We start from the raw sequence: 22,684 nt of genomic DNA, 5'->3' as shown, positions 1-22,684 counted from the left end.
CGTCAATCGCCAAGCCTTCCCTCCTTGCGGGCCCGCCGTCCTGCCGCGAAAGCCGCGACCAGCGCGGCGCTCGCGAGTATAACACACAGGTACGCAAAGAGATCCCCGACCCGGGTGTAGAGAGTCTGGCCGCGGACGGCGCGGACGGCGCCGAGAATCACCCGCGTTTCCTGGAGGCGGCTGCGGGCGATCACCTTGCCGCGGGGATCGACGATGGCGCTGATCCCCGTATTGGCGGCGCGGATGAGATAGCGCCGGTTTTCCACGGCCCGCAGGATGCTCATCTGGAGGTGTTGAGGGGGCCCGGAGGATTTCCCGAACCAGGCGTCGTTGGTGAGATTGGCCAGGAGATCCGCGCCGCGCCGCGGGAACCGGCGAACCAGCTCCGGAAAGATCATCTCGTAGCAGATGAGGGTGCCGATGGAAAGGGCGCCGGCGGGCGTCACCACCGGCTTCGAGCCGGGCGCGAACTCGCCGATGGCCCCCTGCGCGAGCCGGTTGACGAAGGACAGGACGGGCGCCAGCGGAACGTATTCCCCGAAAGGGACGAGGTGCATCTTCGCGTAAGTCTCGCTCCAGGTCGCGTCCGGCCGCACCAGCGCCGCCGCGTTCAGGGCCCTCGTCTCGCCCCCGATCACGCGGTAGTCGACGGTTCCGAAGAGGATCGATGCGCCGGTCCGGCGCGCCAGCGACTCGAGGCGCCGGCGGTATCCCTCGTCCGCCTTCACCCCGGACTGCTCGGAAACCGGCCGGGAAAGAGGAAACGGCGAGGAGGACTCCGGCCATAGGATGATTCGGGCGCCTTGCGCGGCCGCTGCCTCGGTGAGCCGCTCGTGCTTCTCCAGAATCGTCTCGGCCTGCCCGGAGCTCCATTTCTGATCCTGCGGGATGTTGGCCTGAATCAGGCCGACCCTCACTTCAGGACCGCTGTCCGCCGGAAGTCTCATGGCGCGCGCCCCGAACGCCCCTACCCCCGCCAGGATCAGCAGGGTCGCGGCGGCGAGCCGGCCGGCGCCGTCGTGCTTCGGCGCGGGTCCGAGCCACGCGGCGATCGACGCGTTGACCAGCACCACCAGGAAGGAGAGGCCGTACACTCCCGTCAGCGCGCTGATCTGAACGAGCGGCAGAGCGGGCACGAGGGCGTAGCCCGCGAGTCCCCAGGGAAAGCCGCTCAGGGCGTGGCCTCGAACCCACTCGAGCGCCACCCAGAGCGCCGGAAGGAGAGCCAGGGCCGAGTTCCCTTGGCGCCTCAGAAGGAGAGCTCCGAGCGTGGCGAAGAGCGCCGGAAAGAGAGCCAGATAGGAGACGAGCAGCGCCAGCGTCGCGACGCTCAGCCATGGATCGAGCTGTCCGTATTGTCGAAAGAATCCGTAGAGCCAGCGAAGCAGGAACCCGAAGAACCCGGAGCCCCAGGCGAGCCCGGCCGCCCAGGCCGGCAGCGGCGCGGGCCGGGACATGGCCGCGAGCAACGGCAGGAGTCCGACGAAAGCCAGGGGCCAGAGACCGGTTTTCGGATAGGCGAGGCCGAAGACGATTCCCGAGGCGGCGGCCAGCAGGATGCAGGACAACCGCCTCATCAGGCGGCGCCTCGGCCCTCGACCATCAGTAGCCTCAGCGGTTCCCGAACGTCGATCTCGCCCGCCGCGGCGCGCGCCAGCAGGGATCTGTACAGACTCTTCATCCCCGATCTGGCCCATTCCCTCCGCATCGCCTCCGGAGCACTCGACGCCTCGACCCTCTCGGCGAGCGCGGCGCTCATCGGGAAGAACTCGAAGGCCGCCTCCAGATCGAGGACTCCGGCGCCGCGGCAGGCCCGGCAGCCGGTGTTGGCGAAATAGAACCCGCCGTCGGCCGGACTCGCGACCAAGTTCGGAAATTCCTCGAGCAGGTCGTAACGCCTGCGGCAATGCTCGCAGATCCGCTCGGCCATGCGCATGCCGAGGATGCCGCAAAGCCCGCCCGAGCGGATCTGCGGGAGGAGTCCCCCCCGCAGAAGCCATTGGAAGACGTCGAGCGCGTCCTGTCCTCCCACGCCCGCCACCGCCATCCGGCTCCGGGCGGCGTCCATCAGGGCCGCGGCTTCCTCGATCGACTGGATTCGCAGCACGGCGAGAAAATCGGGACCTTCGCGCGCCGCGGAGGCGATCGTCTCGACGAGCGGCGCCGCCCCGGGCCCGCCCGGATCCCGGACTTCGATTCCCGGAAACGAGGAGCCGTCCGGGCCGCCCAGGAAGATCGTCCTTCCCGCCTGCCAGCGAATCCATTGGACCAAGGCCGAGACGACGCGCTCGCGGAAATGACCTTCGGGCGCCGCCACGAGGAGGAGGCCGCGCCGCTCCGCCAGAGCCCGGTCGAGCGCATTGCGCGCCTCCGGATAGTCCTCCAGCATCTCTTCGAGACCCTGCTTGCGCAAGCGCTCCTCGACCATGCGCAGATGGTAGGCATCTCCGTGGATGCCGGGCAGCCAGGTGAGCAGGACCGCCACGTGCCGATCTCCATGCCGCACGCGAAAACGGCCTTCGCGGGGCACGATCCTGCCCCGCGCCGACATCTTGGAGAGATCTTCCAGGGCCATGGCGAGCACCAGGTGGACCTGGCGCGAGACGGCCCGCGTCGAATCCTCGCCTTCCGGCTGGCGGAAGGTGAGGCGCGACTCCTCCTCGAGCGGCTCGAGGAGGATTTCACGGGCTCGCCGGCGGATCGCCTCTCCGATCAAGGCCCGGAGCCACACCACTCCCGAGGCGCTCTCCGTCAGCGTTTCGGGCGGCGCCGGGGCGATCTCGTCCGCCGGATCGGAAAGCACCAGGACGCTGTCCTCCAGCGCGCTGCGCACGACTCCAGGTTCGTCCTCGGACTCAAAGAAGCGGGCCAGGCTCTCGCGGATGAGGCCGGGCGGACAGATCACCGGCTCGACCTTGAGCCCGGTCAGCTCCTCCACGGCCGGAATGAGGTTCGCATTGTCCACGTGGGCCATCGCCAGAAGCAGCACGCCGCCGTCGCGGCGGAGCGGCACCATCTGGTAGAAGTGGGCCAGGCGCCCCGGCAGGAGGCCGGTCTCCGGCGAGTTGCGCAGGATCTCCAGGAGATCGGGGGCGATGATCCCGAAGTTCTCCTGAAGGAACAGGAAGAGCGCTCCCGGCGTGACCTTTCCGAGACGCATCAGGTGGTAGCAGATCCGGCCGCCGCGCAGCCGCTGCTCTTCCAGCGCGGCTTCGAGATCGCTCCGGCGCACGAGTCCCGCCTCGACCAGGAGCTCTCCGATCATCCGCCGATCGACCAACGACGGCGCCTCAGCCCTGGACCCTGACGATCCAGGCTCCGACCTTCTCCTCGGTCCGGATCCGGCTCGCCATCGCCTCCGCGGGCTCGCGCTCCGAGTAGTTGCCGATGCGCACCTTGTACTGGGTCTTGCCGTCCGCTCCTTGGACCGATTCCAGGCTCGCCGCGAAGCCCTTCTTGCGAAGCCGATCCACCAGCTGCCGGGCGGCGGCCGCGTCGCGCGTCGAGGCGACCTGGATCCGGAAGCGCTCGTTCGCGCCGGCGGGCGCCGGCGGGGCCGCTTCCGCGGGTTTCGGCGACGGCCGGGAGCTCTTCGCGACGGGCGGCGCGGCGGGGGTGGATTCCGGGAGGACCGCCGGCTGCTCCCCCCCGGCGGCGGGACGCGCGCCCTCCTGGAAGCCGGGGCTCGCCTTCTTCCCGAGGGTTTCGTAGAAGGTCAGCTCCCGCGGAGCCGGCTCGCCTTCGGCCGGTTCGAGGGGAGCCTCGATTCCGCCGCCGGCCTCGGCCGGCGCTGGGCGGCCCACGCGCTCGCTCCACCGGCCCAACAGAAAGAGAACCGCTCCGAAAACGGCCAGCCCCAGGACCGCCAGGGTCAGGTGCCGCCCTCCCAACTGGAACTCCACCTGCTTGTCGTCACGATCCGGCTTCTCGTCCCGCTCCTCGTGATCCTGCATGGTCCTTCTTCTCCCGATGGTTGAAGAAAAAACCTATCCGATTCCCGACTCCTTGCGCCGATCGCGCCCCACGCCGATGGAGTTCTTGCCGGTGATCTTGACGCGGGCCATGGCCTGATCCGCCACGTCGAGCAGGGCGGCGGCCGACTCGGCGTGCAGCGGAAAGCAGGCGACGCCGAAGCTCGCGGTCAGGGGAAGCTCGGTCCGGACCTCCACCTCGAACGGGCGCGAGGCGATCGTCTGCCGCAGCCGCTCGGCCAGCTCCAGCGCGCCCACGGCGTCGGTCTCGGGGAGGACGACGCAGAACTCGTCTCCCCCGTAGCGGAACAGCTTGTCGCTTCCCCGGATCGCCTCGATGACGCGCCGCGAGAGCAGACGGAGCGCCCGGCTGCCGGCGGCGTGGCCGTGGAGACTGTTGACTTCCTTCAGATTGTCGAGGTCGAGGAAGATGATGGAAAGCGCCGTTCCGTAACGGCGGGCGCGCTCCACCTCTTCCACCAGGAAGGCGTCGAGGTACCGCCGGTTGAAGCTGTCGGTCTGATCGTCCTTGATCACCAGCTCGCGCACGCGCTCCATCCGCAGCGAGTTCGCCAGGGCCGGAAGACACTCCCCCAGGAGCAGGGCGACCTCGTGGGAGGCCCGGCGCAGGGCGGCCGGATCGCGCCGGTCGGCGCATCCCACCAGAAGCCGGCAGCGGCAATCGGCGACCTCTCCGTAGGCCGAGATCATCTCCCCGAAATCGAACCCGCTGAACGCCTCGGGACAGGGGCCCGTCTCGAGATCGGCGTTCGCGTACCCCGCCTCGGCCATCGCCACTTCGAGCGGCAGGCGGAGAAGCCCCTTGCGGCGCGGGTCGTCGGTCCCGGCGTGGCACCCCAGGAGCCGGTAGTCCCCTCCCTCCGGCGTCCTTATGTAGATGAAGCCCCCCGAGCCGCCCACCAGCGACATGGCGCCGGTGACGATGGCCCCGGCGGTCTGCACGGGCTCGACGAAACGGCTCACCTCCAGCGCCGCCTTGAGCAGCCGGAGCTCCAGGTCCCGCTTGTCCTCGCCGGCGCGCGCGTCGTCCATCAACGCTTCATCAGGGCGGTCAGCGTGTCGATCGGAATCGGGAAGACGATGGTGGAGTTCTTTTCCGTGGCGATCTCGGTGAGCGTCTGCAGATACCGGAGCTGGAGCGTCGTCGGATTCTCGGAGATGATCTGAGCCGCCTCCGCCAAGGCTCTGGAAGCCGCCAGCTCGCCGTCGGCGTGGATCACCTTGGCGCGCTTCTCGCGCTCGGCCTCCGCCTGCTTGGCGATGGCGCGCTGCATCTCGGTGGGAAGATCGACGTGCTTCACCTCCACCATGGAGACCTTGACGCCCCAGGGATCGGTGTGCTTGTCGAGGATCGTCTGCAGCTCGTGGTTCAGCTTTTCGCGCTGGCTGAGGAGGTCGTCCAGCTCGACCTGGCCGAGCACCGATCGCAAGGTGGTCTGGGCGAGCTGCGAGGTGGCGTAGTGGTATTGCTCCACCTCCACGACCGCTCGCCGCGGATCGATCACGCGGTAGTAGATGACGGCGTTCACCTTGACCGAGACGTTGTCCCGGGTGATCACGTCCTGCGGCGGAACGTCGTGGACGATCGTCCGGAGCGAGACGCGCATCATCTTGTCGATGAAGGTGAAGACCAGGATGATCCCCGGCCCCTTCGGCGTGGGATGGAGCCTCCCCAGCCGGAACACCACGGCCCGCTCGTATTCGTTGAGTATCTTGATGGAGCTCGCCACGTAAAGGGCGATGATCACGAACACCACGAGAAACGGAAACGAACCCGGCCCCCCCATGCTTCCTCCTATTGTGCCGGCGATCAGCCCCGACGCTCCTCGACGTCGAGCATCATACCCTGAACGCCCAAGACCTTCACCCGGGATCCTTTGCGGATCGGCGACCGACTGCGCGCGCTCCAGTATTCTCCGTGGACGAACACGCGTCCTTCCGGATCGAGGTCGGTGAGGGCCTCCCCTTCCTCCCCCACCAGCCCCTCCTCCCCGGTGGTCACCTTCTGCCCGTGGGCCCAGATCACCCGATGGGTCAGGAACGCGATGATCACGGCCGCCGAGAGGCTGAGGGACCCGACCGTCCACAGCGGCAGGTCGATCCCCTCCGCGCCGCGGGTCCGGAAGAGCATGAGCCCCCCGAGGAGGAGACAGGCGGCCCCGCCGATCGTGAGCATCCCGTAGCTCGTCACCTTGATCTCGAGGAGGAACAGGACGATGCCGAGGACGATAAGGAGAAGGCCCGCGTAATTGATCGGGATGATTGAAGTCGCGTAGGCGAAACACAGGAGCGCCACCGCCCCCACGACGCCGGGGAAGATCATTCCGGGATGGGTGAACTCGACGTAGAGGCCCACGGCCCCCAGGGCGAGCAGGAAAAACAGGATGGCGGGATTGGCGATCCAGGAGAGGAACTTCTCCCTGCCGGACATCGAGAGACGCTTGACCTTCGCGCCCTCGAGACGGAGCGTCTCGCGGCGTCCGTCGAACCGGCGCACGATCCGGCCGTCAAGGGCCCGAAGGAGCGCCTCCTCGTCGGGAACCACCAGATCGATCAGGCCGCTCTTCAGCGCCTCCTTCTCGGTGAAGGAGCGGCTGAGCCTCACGGCGTCTTCTGCGGCCGACACGTTCCGTCCGCGGTTCTCCGCCAGCGAGCGAACCCAGGCCGCTGCGTCGTTCTCGGCCTTCTGGCTCAGCGTGTCGGCCTCCTTTCCCTTGTCCTTGCCGGAGCCGAGGGCGGTCACGGGGTGGGAGGCGCCGAAGCGGGTCCCGGGCGCCATCGCCGCCACGTCGGAGGCGATCGTGATGAAGAAGCCCGCCGAGGCGGCCTGGCTCCCCGAGACGAAGACGGCCACTGGAACTTTCGAGGAGGTGATCGCCTTGACGATGACTTCGGTGCTGGAGAGGTAACCACCGGGAGTCTCGAGGTTCAGGATCACGAGGCTGCAAGACTGCCGCTCCCCCTGGCGCAGCGACTCGACGACGTACTGGGCGGTGATCGGCTGGATGGCGTCGGAGATGTCGAGCGAAAGAACCAGGTTCCGGCCGGGGCGCGGTGCCGCGGCGGCGAAGCCGAGGGCGGCGAGCCCCAGGACCGCGCATGCCAGGACGAAGCGCCGCGCGCTTCCCGGCCCTCGGCGCGATGTCCGGCGCGTCGCTCTCATTCCGATGTCGCCGCCGCCGGCAGTTCCCGGCACTCCCGCAGGCGCCTGAGCCCTTCGCGGATCCGCTCGGGCGACGTGGCGTAGGAGAGTCTCAGATGACCGTCGCACCCGAACGCCGAGCCGGCGACGGTCGCGATCCCGGGGCCCAGCAGCAGTCCGCGGGCGAGCCGGGAGGAATCGCGGCATCCGAATCGCGACATCAATCCGGTGACGTTCGGGAAGACGTAGAACGCCCCCGCCGGCTCCCGGCAGGCAATCCCCTCCACTTCCCGCAGCCCCCGCACCATGAGATCCCGCCGGCGCCGATACTCCTCCCGCATCGAATCGAGAATCGACCGGGGCGCGTCGAGCGCCGCCAGGGCGCCCTTCATGGAGAAAGAGGCGGTGTGGGTCGCGTCGTGGGACTGGATTTTGGTGATCGCGGCAATCAGCGGCTGCGGGCCGAGCGCGTAGCCCACGCGCCATCCTGTCATCGCGTAGCTCTTCGAGAAGGAGCTCACCAGGACGAGCTGGCCGCGCACCTCGGACGCCAGGGCGGCGAAGGAGCCGAACCGGCCGGCCCCATAATAGAAGAATTCATACGTTTCATCCGAGATCAGGAGGAAGTCGTGCCGCGCCGCCAGCGCCGCGAACCGGGCCAGCTCGTCGGCGGGAAGCGCCGCCCCGGTGGGATTGCAGGGAGAATTCAGAATCAGCGCCCGGATCGGGGCCTTCCTCAACTCCGCCTCCAGCGCCGCGCACCGGGGAATGAAGTCGTCCTCTTCCCGCGTGGAGAGGACCACCGGCTCGGCCCCGGCGAGACGGACCTGGTCCGGGAAGGAGACCCAGTGAGGCGCGAACATGGCGACGCGGTCCCCCGGGTTGAAGGCCGCCTGGGCGATCAGATACAGGACGTTCTTCGCGCCGCACCCCACGAAGACCTCTTCGGCGCGGTAGTCGGTCCCGTAGTCGCGCCGGTAGCGCCCCGCCAGCGCCTCCCGCAGGCCGGCGATCCCGGCGGTTTCGGTGTAGTGGGTGAAGTCCTCGTCCAGCGCGCGCTTGGCCGCCTCCTTGATGATCTCGGGCGTGTGGAAGTCGGGCTCGCCCGGCCCGAAGTCGACCACGTCGATTCCCTCGCGGCGCACCTTCTCCGCATCGGCCTTCGCCTGCAACGTGGCGGAAGAAGTCAGCTCGAGCACCCGCCGGGACAGCTTCATCGTCTTCCTCCCCGCCGCGGCCGCCGCGCCCGCTTCCCGGAGGTCCTGGGGCCGTTGCCGAATCTTAACCCCAGCCGGCGCTCGACGTCGGGGGGCACGAGCCCCGAGACGCTTCCTCCGAGCCCCACCACCTCCTTCACGAGACGGGAGGAGAGGTAGGAATAGGCTTCGTTCGGCATCATGAAGACCGTCTCGATTTCCGAGTCGAGCCGCCGGTTCATGAGCGCCATCTGATACTCGTATTCGAAATCGGAGAGGGCGCGCAGGCCCCGGACGATGACGCGGGCGCCCCGGCGGCGCGCGTAATCAACCAGGAGACCCTGGAAGCTGTCGACCTTGACGTTGGCGAGGCCGGCGGTGGCGTGCGACAGGACGCGCTGCCGCTCCTGAAGGCTGAACATCGCTTTCTTCTCCGGGTTCCGCAGGATGGCCACGACGATCTCGTGGAAAAGACGGCTCCCCCTCATGATGATGTCGAGGTGGCCGTTGGTGAGCGGATCGAAGGAGCCGGGATAGACCGCCAGGATCTTCAACGCCTTCTCTCCTTCCGGAATCGCGCCTTCATCGGCCGCGGGCGACCATCTCCTCCGCGTGCCGAAGGGTCAGATCCGATATGCGCTCCCCCCCGAGCATCCTGGCCACCTCGCGCACCGACCCTTTCCGGTCCAGCTCGTCCACACGCACCTCGGTCCGGCCCTGAATCACCTTCTTGCTGACCACGAGGTGATGATCGGCCATGGAGGCAATCTGCGGAAGATGAGTGACGCACAGGACCTGCCCGCCCTGCGACAGCTTCCGGAGCTTGCGCCCCACCGCCTCGGCGACGCGTCCCCCGATTCCGGCATCCACCTCGTCGAAGACCCGCACCGTCTCGTCCGCGGCGCCGCGCAGCACCAGATGCACGGCGAGCATGATCCTCGAGAGCTCCCCGCCCGAGGCGACGCGCGCCAGCGGCCGCGGCGGCTCGCCGGGGTTGGTGCTGATCCGGAAATCGACGCGGTCGTAGCCGGCGGAATCGAATCTCACGGCTTCGCCGTCCCGCAGCACCGGGCTGCCGGGATCGGGGGTGATCTCCGAGTCGACCCGAAACTCCGTCCCCTCCATCCCCAGCTCGGAAAGCTGGCGCTTCACCTCCTTTTCCAGGAGGCGCCCGCCGCGCCGCCGGCCGCTCGAGAGGGCGGCGGCGCGGGCCGCGAAATCGGCCGCGGCCTCCGCCAGCTTCCTTTCGAGTCCCTCCTCCGAGCCTTCCGGGGAGAGCAGCTCCTCGAGCTCATCCTTGGCGCGTTTTCCGAATTCGAGAATCGCGGCTTCGTCCGATCCGTACTTGCGGGCGAGGGACTCGAGCGATGCGAGGCGGGATTCAATCGCTTCCAGCCGTGAGGGATCCGACTCGCGCTCCCGCCCCGCCTCCCGCAGGGCCTGGGCGAGCTCCGCAAGCGCCGGGCGGGCCTCCTCGGCCCGCCCCAGCGCGCCCGCCATCTCCGGATCGAGCCGGGCCAGCTCCCGCGCCGAGGAAAGCGCCCCGTCCAGGCCTGGCAGGGCGGCGCCTTCCCCCTCGTAGAGCCGGTCGAGCGCCGTCAGCGCCAGCTGCCGGATCTTTTCCTGGTTCCGGACGAGCCCTCTCTCGCGCTTGAGCCTTTCGATCTCGCCGGGCACGACCGCCGCCCGATCGATCTCCTCCGCCTGGAACCTCAGCATCTCCACGCGCCGGGCGAGCTCCAGCCGATCCTGCCGGAGGGTCTCGAGTCGCGCCCGCAGGCGTCGGATCTCCTCCCACGGCGCCCGAATCTCCCCGAGCGCGGCGCCATGATCGCAGAAGCGGTCCAGCAGCGGCAGCTGCTCCGCCGTCCGGAGCAGCGTCTGGTGATCGTGCTGACCGTGAAGGTCGACGAGGCGCTCGCCGAGACTCTTCAGATCGGCGAGCGATGCCAGGCGCGAGCCGACGAAGGAGCGGCTCTTGCCCCCTGATTGAATCTCGCGGCGCAGGATCATCTCCCCCTCCTCCGGCTCCCAGCCGCGCTCCTCCAGGAAGGGGCGGAGCGCTTCCTGCCGGGAAACGTCGAACACGGCCTCCGCCGAGGCCGATTCTTCGCCGGCGCGGATGCGATCGGCGCCGCAGCGCTCCCCCATCAGCAGGGCGAGCGAGTCGACGAGAATCGATTTGCCCGCTCCGGTCTCGCCGGTGATGACCGTGAAGCCCGGAGAGATTTCGAATGAGATTTCGCGGATGATGGCCAGGTTACGAATCCTGAGGTATCTGATCATCCATCACGCGGCGGCAGGGGAGGGATCGGCTATCGCGGGCGAATGGTAGCACCCGGCCGGCGCGAAAGTCAAGGGCCTTGCCGCCTCTATCCCGTTAAGATACACGGAGTTTGACTTGGGGATCCCCCTATGGTACTTTTTCGGAGGTCGACGAGAAATTCCTCGCGCGGGCTCCTCCCGGTCGGCGCCCGCCCCGCAAGACTTCATTCTTCGCCCTGCGCCTTCACGGAGGGAACCCTTGATCGCATCGAGCCTCGCGTTGCCCGCGTCGGTCGTCCTCCAAGGCTTCCAGGGCGACATGCTCCACATGATTGCGGCTTCGGGCCTGGTCGCCAAGGCGGTCCTCGTCGTCCTGCTCGGCTTCTCCTTCCTGTCCTGGGCGGTGATGATCGAGCGCTATCGCGTCTATCGAAAGGCTCTGGCCCAGAGCCGGTCGTTCCTGGAGGCCATGGAGGCTTCCCGTCTCGCCGATCTGCGGGATCGATGCGATCGCTACCAGGCGAGCCCGCTGGTTTCCCTTTTCAAGACGGGGTTCCGCGAGCTGACCGCCCAGGTCCTGGGCTCCGAGGACCGCCGTTACGCCGGATCTCCCCCGCCGATCAGCGAGTTTCAGACGACGCGGAAGCTGGAGAGGATCCGGCGCGTGCTCGATCGTGCCGCCCTCGCCGAGAACGAGCGGTTCGAAGCCATGCTGCCCGTGCTGGCGACGACCGGAAGCGTCACCCCGTTCGTCGGCCTCTTCGGCACCGTCTGGGGAATCATGAACGCGTTCCAGAAGATCGGCATCCAGGGCTCCGCCAGTCTGGGCGCGGTCGCTCCCGGCATCTCCGAGGCGCTGATCACCACGGCCGCCGGCCTCGCCGCGGCCATTCCCGCGGTGATCGGCTACAACTACTTCTTGGGACGCCTGAGGAAGATCGACGCGGCCATGGAGGACTTCACCATGCGGTTCACCGCCATCGCGGAGCAGCATCTCGAAGGGGCGGCCTCCCCCGGCGCGGTCGAAACGGGCAAGAGGAGGCTCTAGCGTGGCTTTTTCTTCCGGCGCCCCCTCGGGAGGCCGGCGGCGCCGCGCTGGGGCGCTTTCCGAAATCAACGTCACCCCCCTGGTCGACGTCATCCTGGTCCTGCTGATCATCTTCATGGTGACCGCGCCGATGATGCAGCGCGGGGTCGACGTGCGCCTCCCCCGCGTCGAATCGTCCACCGACACGCAGGAGCAGCGCCTGGTCGTCACGGTCGCGCGGGACCAGCGCATCTACCTGAACGACCAGGTGGTCAACCTCAACTTGATCGGCGAGCGCCTCGAGAAGCTCTCCAAGGCGAGCGGAGTCGACTTCGTCTTCCTGCGGGCGGACCGTGAGGTTCCCTACGGGCGCGTCATGACGGTGATGGACGTGATCAAGAAGGCCGGCATCGAGAAGGTCGGCATGGTCACCGAGGGCACCGCGCCGCCGCGGAGCCGGAAATGAGCGCCATCCGCGTGACGGTCCGCGCTCCCCGGAGCGAGCTCGGCCACTGGATCACGATGAGTGGATTCTCGGTGGTCCTGCACGCCGCGACGTTCGCGGCGATCCTTTTCGCCCCGCGGTTCTTCCAGCCGAAGATCAAGTTCCCCGAGGTCTACACGGTCGACCTGGTGTCCCTGCCGGCGGGCGATCCGGGCCCGCCAGCGGAAGGGCCCCGGTCCAGCGCCCCGGCCGCGGCCCCCGCCCGGGCCCCCGCGCGGCCGGAGCCGGCCGTGAAGATCCCCGAAAAGCCGCAAGCCGCTCTTCCCAAGCCGAAGCCGGCCCCCAAGAAGGAGCCACCCAAGCCAAAGATCGAGAAAGTCGAAAAGAAGGAAAAGCCCGCGCCCACCCCGCGGGCCACGGCGCCCGAGCTCGCCAAGCCGGCCAAGTCCACCGGCTCGGCCCGGGAGGGAACGGGGGATGAGAAGTCGGCGGGAACCGCTCCCACCGGCGGCTCGGCATCCGCCGGCGGCGGCCCCGGGATTCCCGGCGCGACGGGGCCGGGGGGGGCGGGGGGCACGGGAATGCTGGACGACCCGAGCTTCCAGTACGGCTGGTATCTGTCGAACATGACCGCGATCCTGAGGCGGAATTGGGCCCGCCCGGTGAGACCCGACCTGGATCGAACGCTCGCCACCAAGATCCATTTCCGCGTCCTGAAAGATGGCACCCTCGCCGACATCGAAATCGTGGAACCCAGCGGCGATGCTGCCGTGGACCGAACCGCGCTCCGGGCGGTCCAGGCCTCCAATCCCCTGCCCCCGCTCCCGTTCCAGTGGACTAAGGACGACTTGGGGTTGGTTTTCGTATTCGAAGTGACGCCCGATTGAAGCGCGGCACTCAGCGGAGGAATTTCGGTTGAAACGATTTCAGATCGGCGCCATCGTGCTTTTCGTTTTTCTTACGTCGTCGGGCCCGGCGGTTCCGCAAAAAAACGATGTGACCATTAAGATCTCCGAATCGGCGGCCCGCAAGATTCCCATCGCCGTGCCGTCTTTTCGGGCCGATGCCTCGCCGCCGCTGGAAAAGGCGGCGCGGCTCGTCTCGGACACGCTCTGGGATGATCTCGAATTCTCCGGCTACTTCGAGCTGGTGAACAAGAAGTCCCTTTCCTACGTCTCGGGGTATTCGGAAAAGCGCGTCATGCACAAGGACTGGCTCGGAGTCGGCGCGGAGTCTCTCGTCCTCGGCAAGGTCTCCTCCGAGGGCGCCAAGCTCGTCGTCGACGGGCGCCTCTACGACAACCGCCAGGAGCAGCTCATGATGGGCCGGCGGTTCCGCGGCGATATGGAGCAGGCCAGCAACATCGCCCACCGTCTCGCCGACGAGATCGTCAAGCAGTACACGGGGCAGGTGGGAGTCTTCCATACCCGGATCGTCTTCGTCTCGCAGGTCGGAAAGGGGAAGGAGATCTTCGTCATGGACTATGACGGGGATCGGATCAAGAAGCTCACCGGCAACGGCAGCTTGAATCTGAATCCCGCCTGGTCCCCCGACGGGAATCAGATCGCCTTTCTCTCCTACCGCTCGGGCAGGCCCGAACTCGTCATCCTTTCCGCGAAGGGGGATCTGCGCAAGGCTTTCCCGCAACAAGGGGAGCTGAACCTGGCTCCCGACTGGTCGCCGGACGGAACGCGGCTCGCCTTCTCGGGAAGCCGGAACGGCAACGCCGAGATATTCATCCTCACCGTCTCCAGCGGCAGCCTCGTCCGCCTGACGAACAACCCCGCCTTGGACACCTCCCCCTGCTGGTCGCCCAACGGACGGGAGATCGTGTTCGTGTCGGATCGCAGCGGCTCCCCGCAACTCTATCTGATGGATGCCGAGGGTACGAACGTCCGGCGCCTGACCTACGAGGGGAACTGGAACGATCTGCCGTCATGGTCGTCGAAGGGAGACAGGATCGCCTACGCCTCCCGGGTCGAGGGGCACTTCGACATCTTCGTCCGAGATCTGGCGAGCCAGAAGAGCACCCGCCTCACTTCCGGCCCCGGGAACAACGAAGATCCCCGCTGGTCCCCCGACGGCCGGCATCTCGTCTTCTCGTCGGATCGCGCCGGCAATTACGACATCTACGAGATGGATTCCGACGGCCAGAACCAGCGCCGGATCACGCGGGGCGGGAACAGCTTCAACCCGGATTGGTCCCGCTGAAGCGCGCCGGGCGGGCGGTGCAGGTCCGAGGATTTCCCTGTGCTATAATTCCGCCCCTTCGAAGTGCTCGGATTCGTCGGCAGGTCCCGTAGCGGCTTTCCGGAGGAGTCCCGGTTCTTCTGGAATGCTCATCTGACTAATGGGTTCTGGTGGAGGGAAATGATGCCGAATCGGATATCCAGACTGCTCGTCAGCCTGCTGATCCTCCCCCTCATGGTGCTCGTGGTCGGCTGCCCGAAGAAGCCGCCGCCGGAACCCGCGCAGACCACGGCGCCGGGCGTCGGCGAGAAGCCCGCCCCCGCCACGGACGTTCCGAGCGAGAGCGGGTTCCAGGAGACGGCGGAGACTCCCTCCTCCCTCGACGAGCAGGACGAGGCCCTCAGGAAACTGAACGCGCAGAAAGTCCTCGGCACGATCTATTTCGAATTCAACAAGTCGGATCTCAGCTCGGAAGCGCTCGAGCAGCTCCGCAAGAACGCCCAGTGGCTCAAGACCAACTCGAAGTACCGCGTCCGGATCGAAGGGAACTGCGACGATCGCGGCACGGTCGAATACAACCTGGCGCTGGGCGAGCGCCGGGCCACCGCCGCCAAGAGCTATCTGGTCAAGGCCGGCATCGACGGGTCTCGCATCGAGACGATCAGCTACGGCGAGGAGCATCCGGTCGATCCCGGCCACAATGAAGAGGCCTGGCTGAAGAACCGGCGGGACGATTTTGTCGTCATCCGCTAGCGATTTCCCGGCCGGGCGACGGCGCGACGCCCGCCCGCCCGGCGGCGCGGCGGCGCTCCGGCTGCCCATCGTCCTGGCGGGGATCCTGGCGCTCTCGGCGGCGGCCTGCATGGCCACCGGAGCTCCGAAGCTGCGCCAGGATCTGGACGCGCTGCGGGCCGAGTTCGCCCAGCTTCAGAAAAGCAACCAGCAGCTGGCGGCCGAGGTCAAGGCGCTCGAGGAGAAGCGGTCGGCGCCCGGAGCGGCCTCGGCCGACCTGGCGGACGTCGATTCCAGGATCAACTCCTTGGAAGGCCAGCTCGCGGCGCTGCGCCAGCGCCTCGATGACGCGCAGGAGCGGATGAACGTCTTTTCCGTCGATCTGCAGGCGGCGCGGGAGCTCGCGCTGCGGGCGCAGCCGCCGCGCATCGCCCCGTCGCAGCCTCCCGACGGGGACTTGGAAGCGCCGTCGCCGGTGCGGGAAGGCTCGGCGACCGGCCTGGAGGACGCCAAGCCGGCGGGGACGGTCGAGGACACGTTCGGCGCCGCCTACGCCGACTTCACCAAGGGAAATTATCCGCTGGCCATCGCCGGGTTCCAGGATTTCCTGCGGCGCTACCCGAACAGCGAGCTTTCCGACAACGCGCAGTTCTGGATCGCCGAATCCTATTTCTCGCAGGGCGATTTCGACGCGGCCATCACGGAGTACGACCGGGTCATTCAGAAATATCCCAAGGGAGACCGCGTGCCGGCGGCTTATCTGAAGAAAGCGCTCAGCATGCTCGAGATGAACCGCACCCCGGAAGGCGTAGTCCAGCTGCAGCACCTCGTCCAGTCCTATCCCAAGAGCGAAGAGGCGGCCCTGGCAAGGGATCGGCTCGAGAAGCTCGGCGTCAAACCCTGAAGCGCGACCGATCCAAGAGGAGAAGGTAAGTTGGCCAACACGAAGAGCGCCGCGAAGAACATCCGCAAGAACGAGCGCCGCCGGAACATCAACAAGGCGCGCTCGAGCGCGCTGCGGAGCCAGATCAAGAAGTTGCGAGCCACGCTCAAAGCGAAGGACGCCGCGGCGGCCTCGAAAGAGCTGCTCAAGACGATCTCCGCGATCGACCGTTCGATTCGCAAAGGCGTCCTGCACAAGAACACCGCCGCCCGGTACAAGTCCCGCCTGACGCGCTCGGTGCGCGGTCTCGGCGAATCGCCCGCCTGACGCCCGCGTCATCCGGCGGCCGACCGGCGCGACGCTAGCCTTTGATGACCCCCATCGGCACCAGGCGCGCCACCGGTTTCGAGATGCCGGCCCGCCGGCAGACGTCGACCACCCGCGCGACGTCCTTGTAGGCTTCGGGAATCTCCTCCATCAGCGTCATCCTCCCCTCCGAGCGGACCACGATCCCCCGATCCTCCATCTCGCGGACGAGGGGCCGGCCGCGCGCCGCTTTGCGGGCGGCGGAGCGGCTCATCATCCGGCCCGCGCCGTGGCAGGTCGATCCGAAAGTCTCCTCGAACGCCCTCGAGGTCCCCACCAGCACGTAGGAGTAGCGGCCCATGTCCCCGGGGATGAGGACCGGCTGGCCGATCGATCGGTAGGCGGCGGGGGTCTCCGGATGGCCCGGAGGAAAGGCGCGGGTCGCGCCCTTCCGGTGGACGCAGAGCCGCCGCTTCCGCCCCCCGACCTCGTGGTCCTCGAGCTTCGCGATGTTGTGGCAGACGTCGTAGACGACGGAGAGTCCCGTCTCCCTCGGGCTCTTCTGGAGGACCTCCTGGAACACGTCGCGAATCGTCGCGCTGACGACCTGGCGGTTCGCGAACGCGAAGTTCGCGGCGGCCGCCATGGCGGCGAGGTAGCGCTCCCCTTCCGGCGACTTCAGAGGGGCGCAGCAGAGCTGGCGGTCGGGAAGCTCGATGCCGTACTTGGCGGAGGCCTGGATCATCAGAGAGATGAAATCATCGCAGACCTGATAGCCCAATCCCCGTGAGCCGGTGTGAATGATGACCGTGACCGAATCGGCTTCGAGCCCCAGGATGCGCGCCGCCGCCTCGTCGTAGACGTCGGCGACGTAGCCGATTTCGACGAAATGGTTGCCCGAGCCCAGCGTGCCGAGCTGCCCGCGCCCTCTCTCCAGCGCCCGCTCCGACAAAAGCTCCGGCCGGGCGCCCGGCAGGCACCCGCCCTCCTCGATCCGATCCAGATCGGCGGCCGAGCCGAGGCCCCGCCCGGCCGCCCATTCGGCCCCGCGGGCCAGGACCTGCCGGAGGTCCTTCTCGCCCAAGCGGAGATCGTGCCGGTGGGAGCCGACTCCCGCCGGGATCCGCCGGAAGAGCTCGAGCACGAGGTCCTTGATTTTCGGCTTGAGGGATTCGCGGCTCAGACCTGAGCGCAGCAGGCGGACCCCTCAATTGATGTCGTAGCCGACGCCGCCGGGGGAGACGACGCCGTCGTCGGGATCGAACGCCGCCACGCCGCCGATCGGAAAGCCGTAACCCCAATGGATGTCCGGCATCGCCAGCGACGCCTGGACGATTCCGGGAAGGTGGGCGACGTTGGCCACCTGCTGGAGGCTCATGGCGTCGACCATGTCCGCCATCAAGGCCTCGTCGGCGTAGACGATTCCCGGGACGCGCATCCCGGGGACGGGGCCGACCTGGACGCGGCATTCGTCGAGGCGGCGGAGGGGGAGAGCTTGCGGATCTTCCATGGCATGGCTCCTTAGACGTCGATGATGATGCGGGCCGACCACTGCGGACCGTCCCGCGCCACGCGCAGCTGATGGTACGTGGCCGCCTTCAACCCTTCCCGGAAGACGTGGGCCTCCGGGTCGTGCGGCTCGCCGAGGAGCTCGGCTTCCAGGCGCGTCTCTCCGGCCGCCTCGACCTCCAGGCTGCGCCAGAGGAACTCTTCCACTTCGCGCACATAGAGGAGCTCGTTCAGCCAACGCACCATCAGCTCCTCCTTCGAGCGCGCCTCCAGGCGGATCGTCCTGGCCCCTCTCTCGCGGACCTTCGCGGGGTCGAACATCAAATCCGCCAGCGCCGCTCCGGCCGCCGCGAACAGATCCGAGAGGCTCTCCCCCTGGACCTCGATCCCCAGATCGGCCGTGTGGTCCAGCATCTCGTAGGCGGCCGGCGGCGAGCGCCTCGCCTTCATCGCCGTCTCTTCCGTCCGCCCCGGCGCGCCGGGTCTCCTCCTTCCGCCGGCGAGAAGTCGATCCGGCGCTGGGGCTCGTCGACGCGATCCAGCCGCACCCTGAAGGGCGCTCCGATCTTGAAAGTGCGGCCCGTCCCCTCTCCTTTGAGGATCTGCTTGCGCTCCACGAAGTGGTAGCGATCCTCCGGCAGCGACGAGACGTGGACCAGCCCTTCGACGAAGAGGTTCGAGATCTCGACGAAGAACCCGAAGGGGGTGATGGAGGAGATGAAGCCGTCGAAGACTTCTCCCAGCCGCTCGGCCATGTAAGCCAGCTTCTTCCGGTCCACGACCTCCGATTCCGCCTCGTCGGCCGTCCTCTCGGTCCGCGAGGAATGGAGCGCGACGCCGGGCAGCTCGGCGCGCAGCCGCGCCAGCCGATCCTCCGCGGGGCGCCCGCGGCCCAGGACCTCCCGCAGGATCCGGTGAACCACCAGGTCGGGGTAACGCCGAATCGGGGAGGTGAAGTGGCTGTAGGTGGAGGTGCCGAGCCCGAAGTGGATGCCGTTCTCGGCGGCATAGCGCGCCAGCTTCATCGCCCGGAGCATCGATCGGGAGAGGAAGCGGAACTCGGGCTTTCCCTCCAGACGCTCGAGGACCTCCTGGAAGTGCGACGGCCGCAGCGCCTCGTACGGCTCCGGCAGCGCCAGGCCGAACGCCGAGAGCAGCTCGTTGAGTCGCGCGATCTTGAGGGGATCCGGCCTCTCATGGACCCGGTAGAGCGATGGAACGCGGAGCCGGAAGAGATGGCCCGCGACCGCTTCGTTGGCCGCCAGCATGAATTCCTCGATCAGGCGGTGCGCCACGTTGCGCCGCAGCGGCACGATCCCCTGGGTCTGACCCTGGACGTCGAGGAGGATCTCCGGCTCGGGGAGGTCGAAGTCGATCGTCCCGCGCCGCCTCCGCCGGGCGTTCAGCACCGCGGCGAGCTCCTGCATGACGCGGAAGGTCTCGAGGAGCGGCCGGTACCTCCGGGCGATGATCGGGTCGTCCTCCTCCAGGATCTTCGCGACGCTGGTGTAGGTCATGCGCTCGACGCTTCGGATGACCCCTTCCGCGAAGCGGCTCGCGACGACCTGGCCGCCCGGATCGAAGTCGAGAAGCACCGAGAAGGTGAGGCGGTCGACGCCCGGATTCAGGGAGCACAGGCCGCTGGAGAGCCGCGGCGGCAGCATCGGGATGGCCGAGCCCGGGAAATAGACGCTGGTCCCCCGCAGGGCCGCTTCCCGATCCAGAGCCGATCCCTGGCGCACGTAATGGGCGACGTCGGCGATGTGGACCTCGAGGCGGTATCCCCCTCCGGCGAGGCGCTCGGCCCGGACGGCATCGTCGAAGTCCATCGCCGTCTCGCCGTCGATCGTGACGATGGGCAGGGAGCGGAAGTCCTCGCGCCGGCTCAGATCGTCTTCGGAGAGCTGCTCGGGAAAGCTTTCCGCCTCGGCGAGGGCCTCCGGGGGAAAATCCTCACGCAGGTCGTATTTTCGAACGACCGTCCGGATGTCCATGCCCGGCTCGTCCGGAAATCCCAGGACCTCGACGACGCGCCCCTGCGCGGGATGGCGGGAGGAGGGGGGATCGGTCAGCTGCACCCCGACCACCTGCCCGTCGCGCGCGCCTCCCCGCTCGCCCGGTCCGATGAGGATGCCGGCGGGATAGCCGCGATCGTAGGCCTCGACGCTGTCGCCGTGCGCGCCCCGCCGGAGGACTCCCATGACGCGGCGCCGGGCCGGCTCCACGACCTGCACGATGATCCCTTCATCCCGGCCGGCACCGTGCCTTCTAAGGATGCGCGCCTTGACGCGATCGCCGTGGAAGATGGAGTCGAGGTTGCGCGGATGGATGTAGAGATCCCCTTTCCCCGAATCGGGGACGACGAAGGCGAAGCCGTCGGGATGGCGCTGGACGCGCCCTTCCACCGTCTCCTCCTGACGCGAGACGGCGTAGCGCGTCTTTCCGACTTTTTCGAGGCGCCCTTCGGAAATCAGATCCCGGACGAGGCGCTTGAACGCCATGTGATGCTGCTTGCCGATTTTCAGCCTCCGGGCGATGTCGCGCAGGCTGGCCGGCGGGAAATCGGGCTTCCCCATCGCCTCCAGCAACTCCTGCCGGCTCGGCGGCACATCCTCGGCCTGATTCACCCGGCGCGTTTTGGACAAGAAGGACTCCGGATTCGACTCGCGGCCATCCTCGGGAATGCCTTTGAAAGGTTCTCGCTCGTTCGAACTCCGACTCCAACTCGATAATCTTCTTCTTTTAAGTCTACTTCAAGAGGCCGTTCGATAGGCCGAGTGAGAAGCTCCCGCGCCTTTCATGCAGAATCTCGTCTGAGCATCACCTTGGGAAACGATTCGATCCGATGAGGAACGCCACCCAGCTCCGTGGCTTGGTCTCGGAGGTCAGCGTGCGAGCAGCGGGCCCGCCTCTGAGTCGGGAGGCGCCTGACTTGCACGCGCCGCCCGTTTAGGGTAAAAAGCTCGCCACTCTTTGCCAAGCCGAGGTTGACTGGCCCCGGCGACCGATAGGCCGAAGTGGTGAAATTGGCAAACACGCTAGATTCAGGGTCTAGTGCCCGCAAGGGCTTCGGGGTTCGAGTCCCCGCTTCGGCACCAATAACTTACACCGTAGAGCCGGACTCCTGCTGACCCTGCTTCTGGTGGGGATCTTGTGGGGGTACTGGGAAGATTCGATCGAGGGCCTGGGCCGCCTGTTCCTTGCTGGCAGGACTCACTGCAGCATATCTCTGAACCATCTCCGGCCGGCGCCATCCCCCCAATTCCTGCAAGGTTCGCAGCGGTAGCCCGTCCATCGCCAGGTGAGTAGCCCAAGTGTGCCGGAGGTCATGGAACCGGAAGTTCGGAACCTGTCCAGCCCCGTTACATCGGCCGCAGTTCTTCTCCCGAGTCTCCGCCTTGAGCTTCCCCGAGCCCCCGCATGTTTCGCAGGGGTCAGAGAGTCCCGCCTTCCTGCATGCTGCCTCGAACGCGGTGCGCACCATTTTCTGGGTAACTGGATGGGCTCCGCACAGAAAAACTGGTCCTCCCTTGAGCCGGTTTGGCATGGACCGAAGGACTGCCGCCAGGACGGAACTCATTGGGATCTTTCTTGCGTCCCCGTTCTTGGTGTCTGGGAATCGGAGCGTGCCGGTCGTGAAGTCTACGGCGTTCCAGGAGAGCCCCAGAATCTCGCCCCGACGTCCACCGGTGTGTAGGGCCGCAAGCACTACCGGGCGGAGCCATTCCGAACACTTTGTCAGGAGAGCTTCCGCCTCGACGCGCGAGGCGTACCGGTCCCGGGAGTTCCGGACCTTTTCCCGCTTCAGTTTCCGGGCAGGGTTCGCGCCTTCGGCCAGATAGCCCCATTCTTCTGCCATCCGGAACATGTGCTTGAGCACAGTCAGGCTCGCGTTCGCGGTCGAGGGCTTCACCGCCGTCCGGCGTTTCGCCATGAAGTCAGCACAATCCAAGGGTGTGATCCCGGTAAGCGGGCGTGGCTCGAAATGACGCTTTAGGATTCTCAGCGTGAAATCGAAAAAGGCTGCAGACCTCTTCGCGTTGCCGTGGAGCTCAAGGTACTTGTCAGCGAAGTCTGAGAACCCGATGGGCTTGACTTGCCGTTCCAGACCGCCTGATCTCGCCTCCTGCCGCTTCTGACTCTCTACTTCCCTTGCCTTCGGCTTGTTCTTCTCCTCTGTGCTCCCCTTATGTCTCTGACCGTTGTAGATGAAGTCATAATGCCAGAACGGTGACTTCCTCTGCTTTCCGTCAGGTGTTCGCCATGCGGGCCGATAAAGTGCCATGCTTCATACCATCCTTTTCTCCGGCAATCTGCCGGCTCACCTCAAGTCCCAACCGCTTTTCGCGCTCCGATACTTCATCTGCTTCCTTCCCATCACCCTTTTCGAACCTTTTCCTTCACGCCCCAGTACTCCATGGCCCTTTTGAGCCGCTTCGGGTCCGGTTCGCGGCCCAGGTACTCGAGGATCCGACTCCGCACCTTGTTGCCTCTCCGTTCGCTGCGGATAATGTAGTAGTACGTAGTGCCACTCTTATGCAATATCCTCAGGTAAGCCATAGATTGCATTGTAGTATTACCAGTCTCAATTGTCAAGCGGAGCAAATAGGTGCGAGGTCGGCTATGATGAGCCGCCTGCCCTTGCCAACCGTATCGACGGGCTGATTCGTTCTGGGGAACTGAAGGACTGGGCGGAGGCGGCGCGGTTGATCGGTATCACGAGGGCGAGGACGACGCAGATGGCCAATCTGCTACTGCTAGCACCGGAGATTCAGGAGGACATTCTGAGCACACGCGCGTCCGCTGCACGCAGAGGTTACGCGCCATAGCGACTCTAAAAGCGTCTCCGAAGCCTGTCTCTGCGTGCCAAGTATCGCTGGAAGCCCTCGAGAGGTTGCAAGGAGCTTTGTTTCAACGCCTGAGCCTGAAGGTGCGACTCGTAATCCGCGACCAATCCGCTGAAGTCCTTCACAAGCTCATCGAAATCGCGGGCAATC

Annotated in this window: 19 protein-coding genes, 1 tRNA gene and 1 pseudogene; 8 read left to right on the top strand and 13 right to left on the bottom strand. The window is 66.9% G+C overall.

All coding sequences use genetic code 11. The annotated features are described in order from the left end of the window. Positions 1–2: 2 nt before the first annotated feature. From lnt to recN, 9 genes are read right to left on the bottom strand one after another with little or no spacing between them, the layout of a single operon-like run. Positions 3–1,577 carry an apolipoprotein N-acyltransferase gene (gene lnt, locus VGR67_12755; protein ID HEV8337279.1) on the bottom strand — a complete coding sequence of 525 codons (1,575 nt, stop codon included), beginning with the start codon at positions 1,575–1,577 and terminating at the stop codon, positions 3–5. Further along, on the bottom strand, positions 1,577–3,280 hold the full coding sequence (locus VGR67_12750) for an ATPase, T2SS/T4P/T4SS family (GenBank protein HEV8337278.1): 1,704 nt from the start codon (positions 3,278–3,280) through the stop codon (positions 1,577–1,579). The genes lnt and VGR67_12750 overlap by 1 nt, the downstream gene beginning before the upstream one ends. Positions 3,281–3,290: 10 nt before the next feature. After that, positions 3,291–3,953: an SPOR domain-containing protein gene (locus tag VGR67_12745; GenBank protein ID HEV8337277.1), complete on the bottom strand. Its 663-nt coding sequence runs from the start codon at positions 3,951–3,953 to the stop codon at positions 3,291–3,293. Positions 3,954–3,986: 33 nt separating this feature from the next. Continuing rightward, positions 3,987–5,024, bottom strand: a complete 1,038-nt coding sequence (locus tag VGR67_12740; protein ID HEV8337276.1) for a GGDEF domain-containing protein — start codon at positions 5,022–5,024, stop codon at positions 3,987–3,989. Continuing rightward, a complete protein-coding gene (locus VGR67_12735; GenBank protein HEV8337275.1) occupies positions 5,024–5,779 on the bottom strand; it encodes a slipin family protein in 756 nt (251 codons plus the stop codon). The genes VGR67_12740 and VGR67_12735 overlap by 1 nt, the downstream gene beginning before the upstream one ends. A 23-nt stretch (positions 5,780–5,802) precedes the next feature. Then, the gene (locus VGR67_12730; protein ID HEV8337274.1) at positions 5,803–7,155 is read right to left on the bottom strand and encodes a nodulation protein NfeD; all 1,353 of its coding nucleotides are present in this window, start codon (positions 7,153–7,155) and stop codon (positions 5,803–5,805) included. Then, the gene (locus VGR67_12725; protein HEV8337273.1) at positions 7,152–8,351 is read right to left on the bottom strand and encodes a pyridoxal phosphate-dependent aminotransferase; all 1,200 of its coding nucleotides are present in this window, start codon (positions 8,349–8,351) and stop codon (positions 7,152–7,154) included. The genes VGR67_12730 and VGR67_12725 overlap by 4 nt, the downstream gene beginning before the upstream one ends. Continuing rightward, a complete protein-coding gene (gene coaD, locus VGR67_12720; protein HEV8337272.1) occupies positions 8,348–8,884 on the bottom strand; it encodes a pantetheine-phosphate adenylyltransferase in 537 nt (178 codons plus the stop codon). The genes VGR67_12725 and coaD overlap by 4 nt, the downstream gene beginning before the upstream one ends. Positions 8,885–8,912: 28 nt before the next feature. Continuing rightward, positions 8,913–10,616 carry a DNA repair protein RecN gene (gene recN, locus VGR67_12715; protein HEV8337271.1) on the bottom strand — a complete coding sequence of 568 codons (1,704 nt, stop codon included), beginning with the start codon at positions 10,614–10,616 and terminating at the stop codon, positions 8,913–8,915. A 238-nt stretch (positions 10,617–10,854) separates the two neighbouring features. Here recN and VGR67_12710 point away from each other — a divergent pair, with 238 nt between their 5' ends. From VGR67_12710 to rpsT, 7 genes are all read left to right on the top strand, one after another. After that, entirely contained in the window at positions 10,855–11,643 is a 789-nt protein-coding gene (locus tag VGR67_12710; GenBank protein HEV8337270.1) for a MotA/TolQ/ExbB proton channel family protein, read from the top strand. A 1-nt stretch (position 11,644) separates the two neighbouring features. Beyond that, positions 11,645–12,088, top strand: a complete 444-nt coding sequence (locus tag VGR67_12705) for an ExbD/TolR family protein (GenBank protein ID HEV8337269.1) — start codon at positions 11,645–11,647, stop codon at positions 12,086–12,088. Then, positions 12,085–12,954, top strand: a complete 870-nt coding sequence (locus VGR67_12700; GenBank protein ID HEV8337268.1) for an energy transducer TonB — start codon at positions 12,085–12,087, stop codon at positions 12,952–12,954. Before VGR67_12705 ends, VGR67_12700 begins: the two co-directional genes overlap by 4 nt. Positions 12,955–12,982: 28 nt before the next feature. After that, the gene (tolB, locus tag VGR67_12695; protein ID HEV8337267.1) at positions 12,983–14,278 is read left to right on the top strand and encodes a Tol-Pal system beta propeller repeat protein TolB; all 1,296 of its coding nucleotides are present in this window, start codon (positions 12,983–12,985) and stop codon (positions 14,276–14,278) included. A 162-nt stretch (positions 14,279–14,440) separates the two neighbouring features. After that, on the top strand, positions 14,441–15,010 hold the full coding sequence (gene pal, locus VGR67_12690) for a peptidoglycan-associated lipoprotein Pal (GenBank protein ID HEV8337266.1): 570 nt from the start codon (positions 14,441–14,443) through the stop codon (positions 15,008–15,010). After that, positions 14,994–15,893 carry a tol-pal system protein YbgF gene (gene ybgF, locus VGR67_12685; protein ID HEV8337265.1) on the top strand — a complete coding sequence of 300 codons (900 nt, stop codon included), beginning with the start codon at positions 14,994–14,996 and terminating at the stop codon, positions 15,891–15,893. The genes pal and ybgF overlap by 17 nt, the downstream gene beginning before the upstream one ends. 30 nt (positions 15,894–15,923) lie before the next feature. Then, positions 15,924–16,199 carry a 30S ribosomal protein S20 gene (rpsT, locus tag VGR67_12680; protein HEV8337264.1) on the top strand — a complete coding sequence of 92 codons (276 nt, stop codon included), beginning with the start codon at positions 15,924–15,926 and terminating at the stop codon, positions 16,197–16,199. Positions 16,200–16,233: 34 nt separating this feature from the next. Here the strand turns inward: rpsT and VGR67_12675 are convergent. The 3 genes and pseudogenes from VGR67_12675 to rnr all read right to left on the bottom strand — a co-directional run bounded on the left by VGR67_12675 (position 16,234) and on the right by rnr (position 20,332). Next, positions 16,234–17,688 (bottom strand): annotated as a pseudogene (locus VGR67_12675) (RtcB family protein). Positions 17,689–17,699: 11 nt separating this feature from the next. After that, on the bottom strand, positions 17,700–18,137 hold the full coding sequence (locus VGR67_12670) for an archease (GenBank protein HEV8337263.1): 438 nt from the start codon (positions 18,135–18,137) through the stop codon (positions 17,700–17,702). Further along, positions 18,134–20,332 (bottom strand): ribonuclease R, encoded by a 2,199-nt coding sequence (rnr, locus tag VGR67_12665; protein HEV8337262.1) that lies wholly within the window; start codon positions 20,330–20,332, stop codon positions 18,134–18,136. Before rnr ends, VGR67_12670 begins: the two co-directional genes overlap by 4 nt. Positions 20,333–20,698: 366 nt before the next feature. On the opposite strand from rnr, the gene VGR67_12660 reads away from it, so the two are divergent. Next, positions 20,699–20,785 (top strand) — tRNA-Leu (locus VGR67_12660). A gap of 5 nt (positions 20,786–20,790) precedes the next feature. On the opposite strand, the gene VGR67_12655 is transcribed toward VGR67_12660, so the two are convergent. Next, a complete protein-coding gene (locus VGR67_12655) occupies positions 20,791–21,972 on the bottom strand; it encodes a site-specific integrase (GenBank protein ID HEV8337261.1) in 1,182 nt (393 codons plus the stop codon). Positions 21,973–22,684: the final 712 nt, after the last annotated feature.

The sequence above is a fragment of the Candidatus Polarisedimenticolia bacterium genome (genome assembly GCA_036004685.1).
Taxonomy (GTDB): Bacteria; Acidobacteriota; Polarisedimenticolia; order Gp22-AA2; family AA152; genus DASYRE01.
Note: the sequence above shows the minus strand (reverse complement) of the source record. Positions and strands in the feature narration are given on the sequence as shown.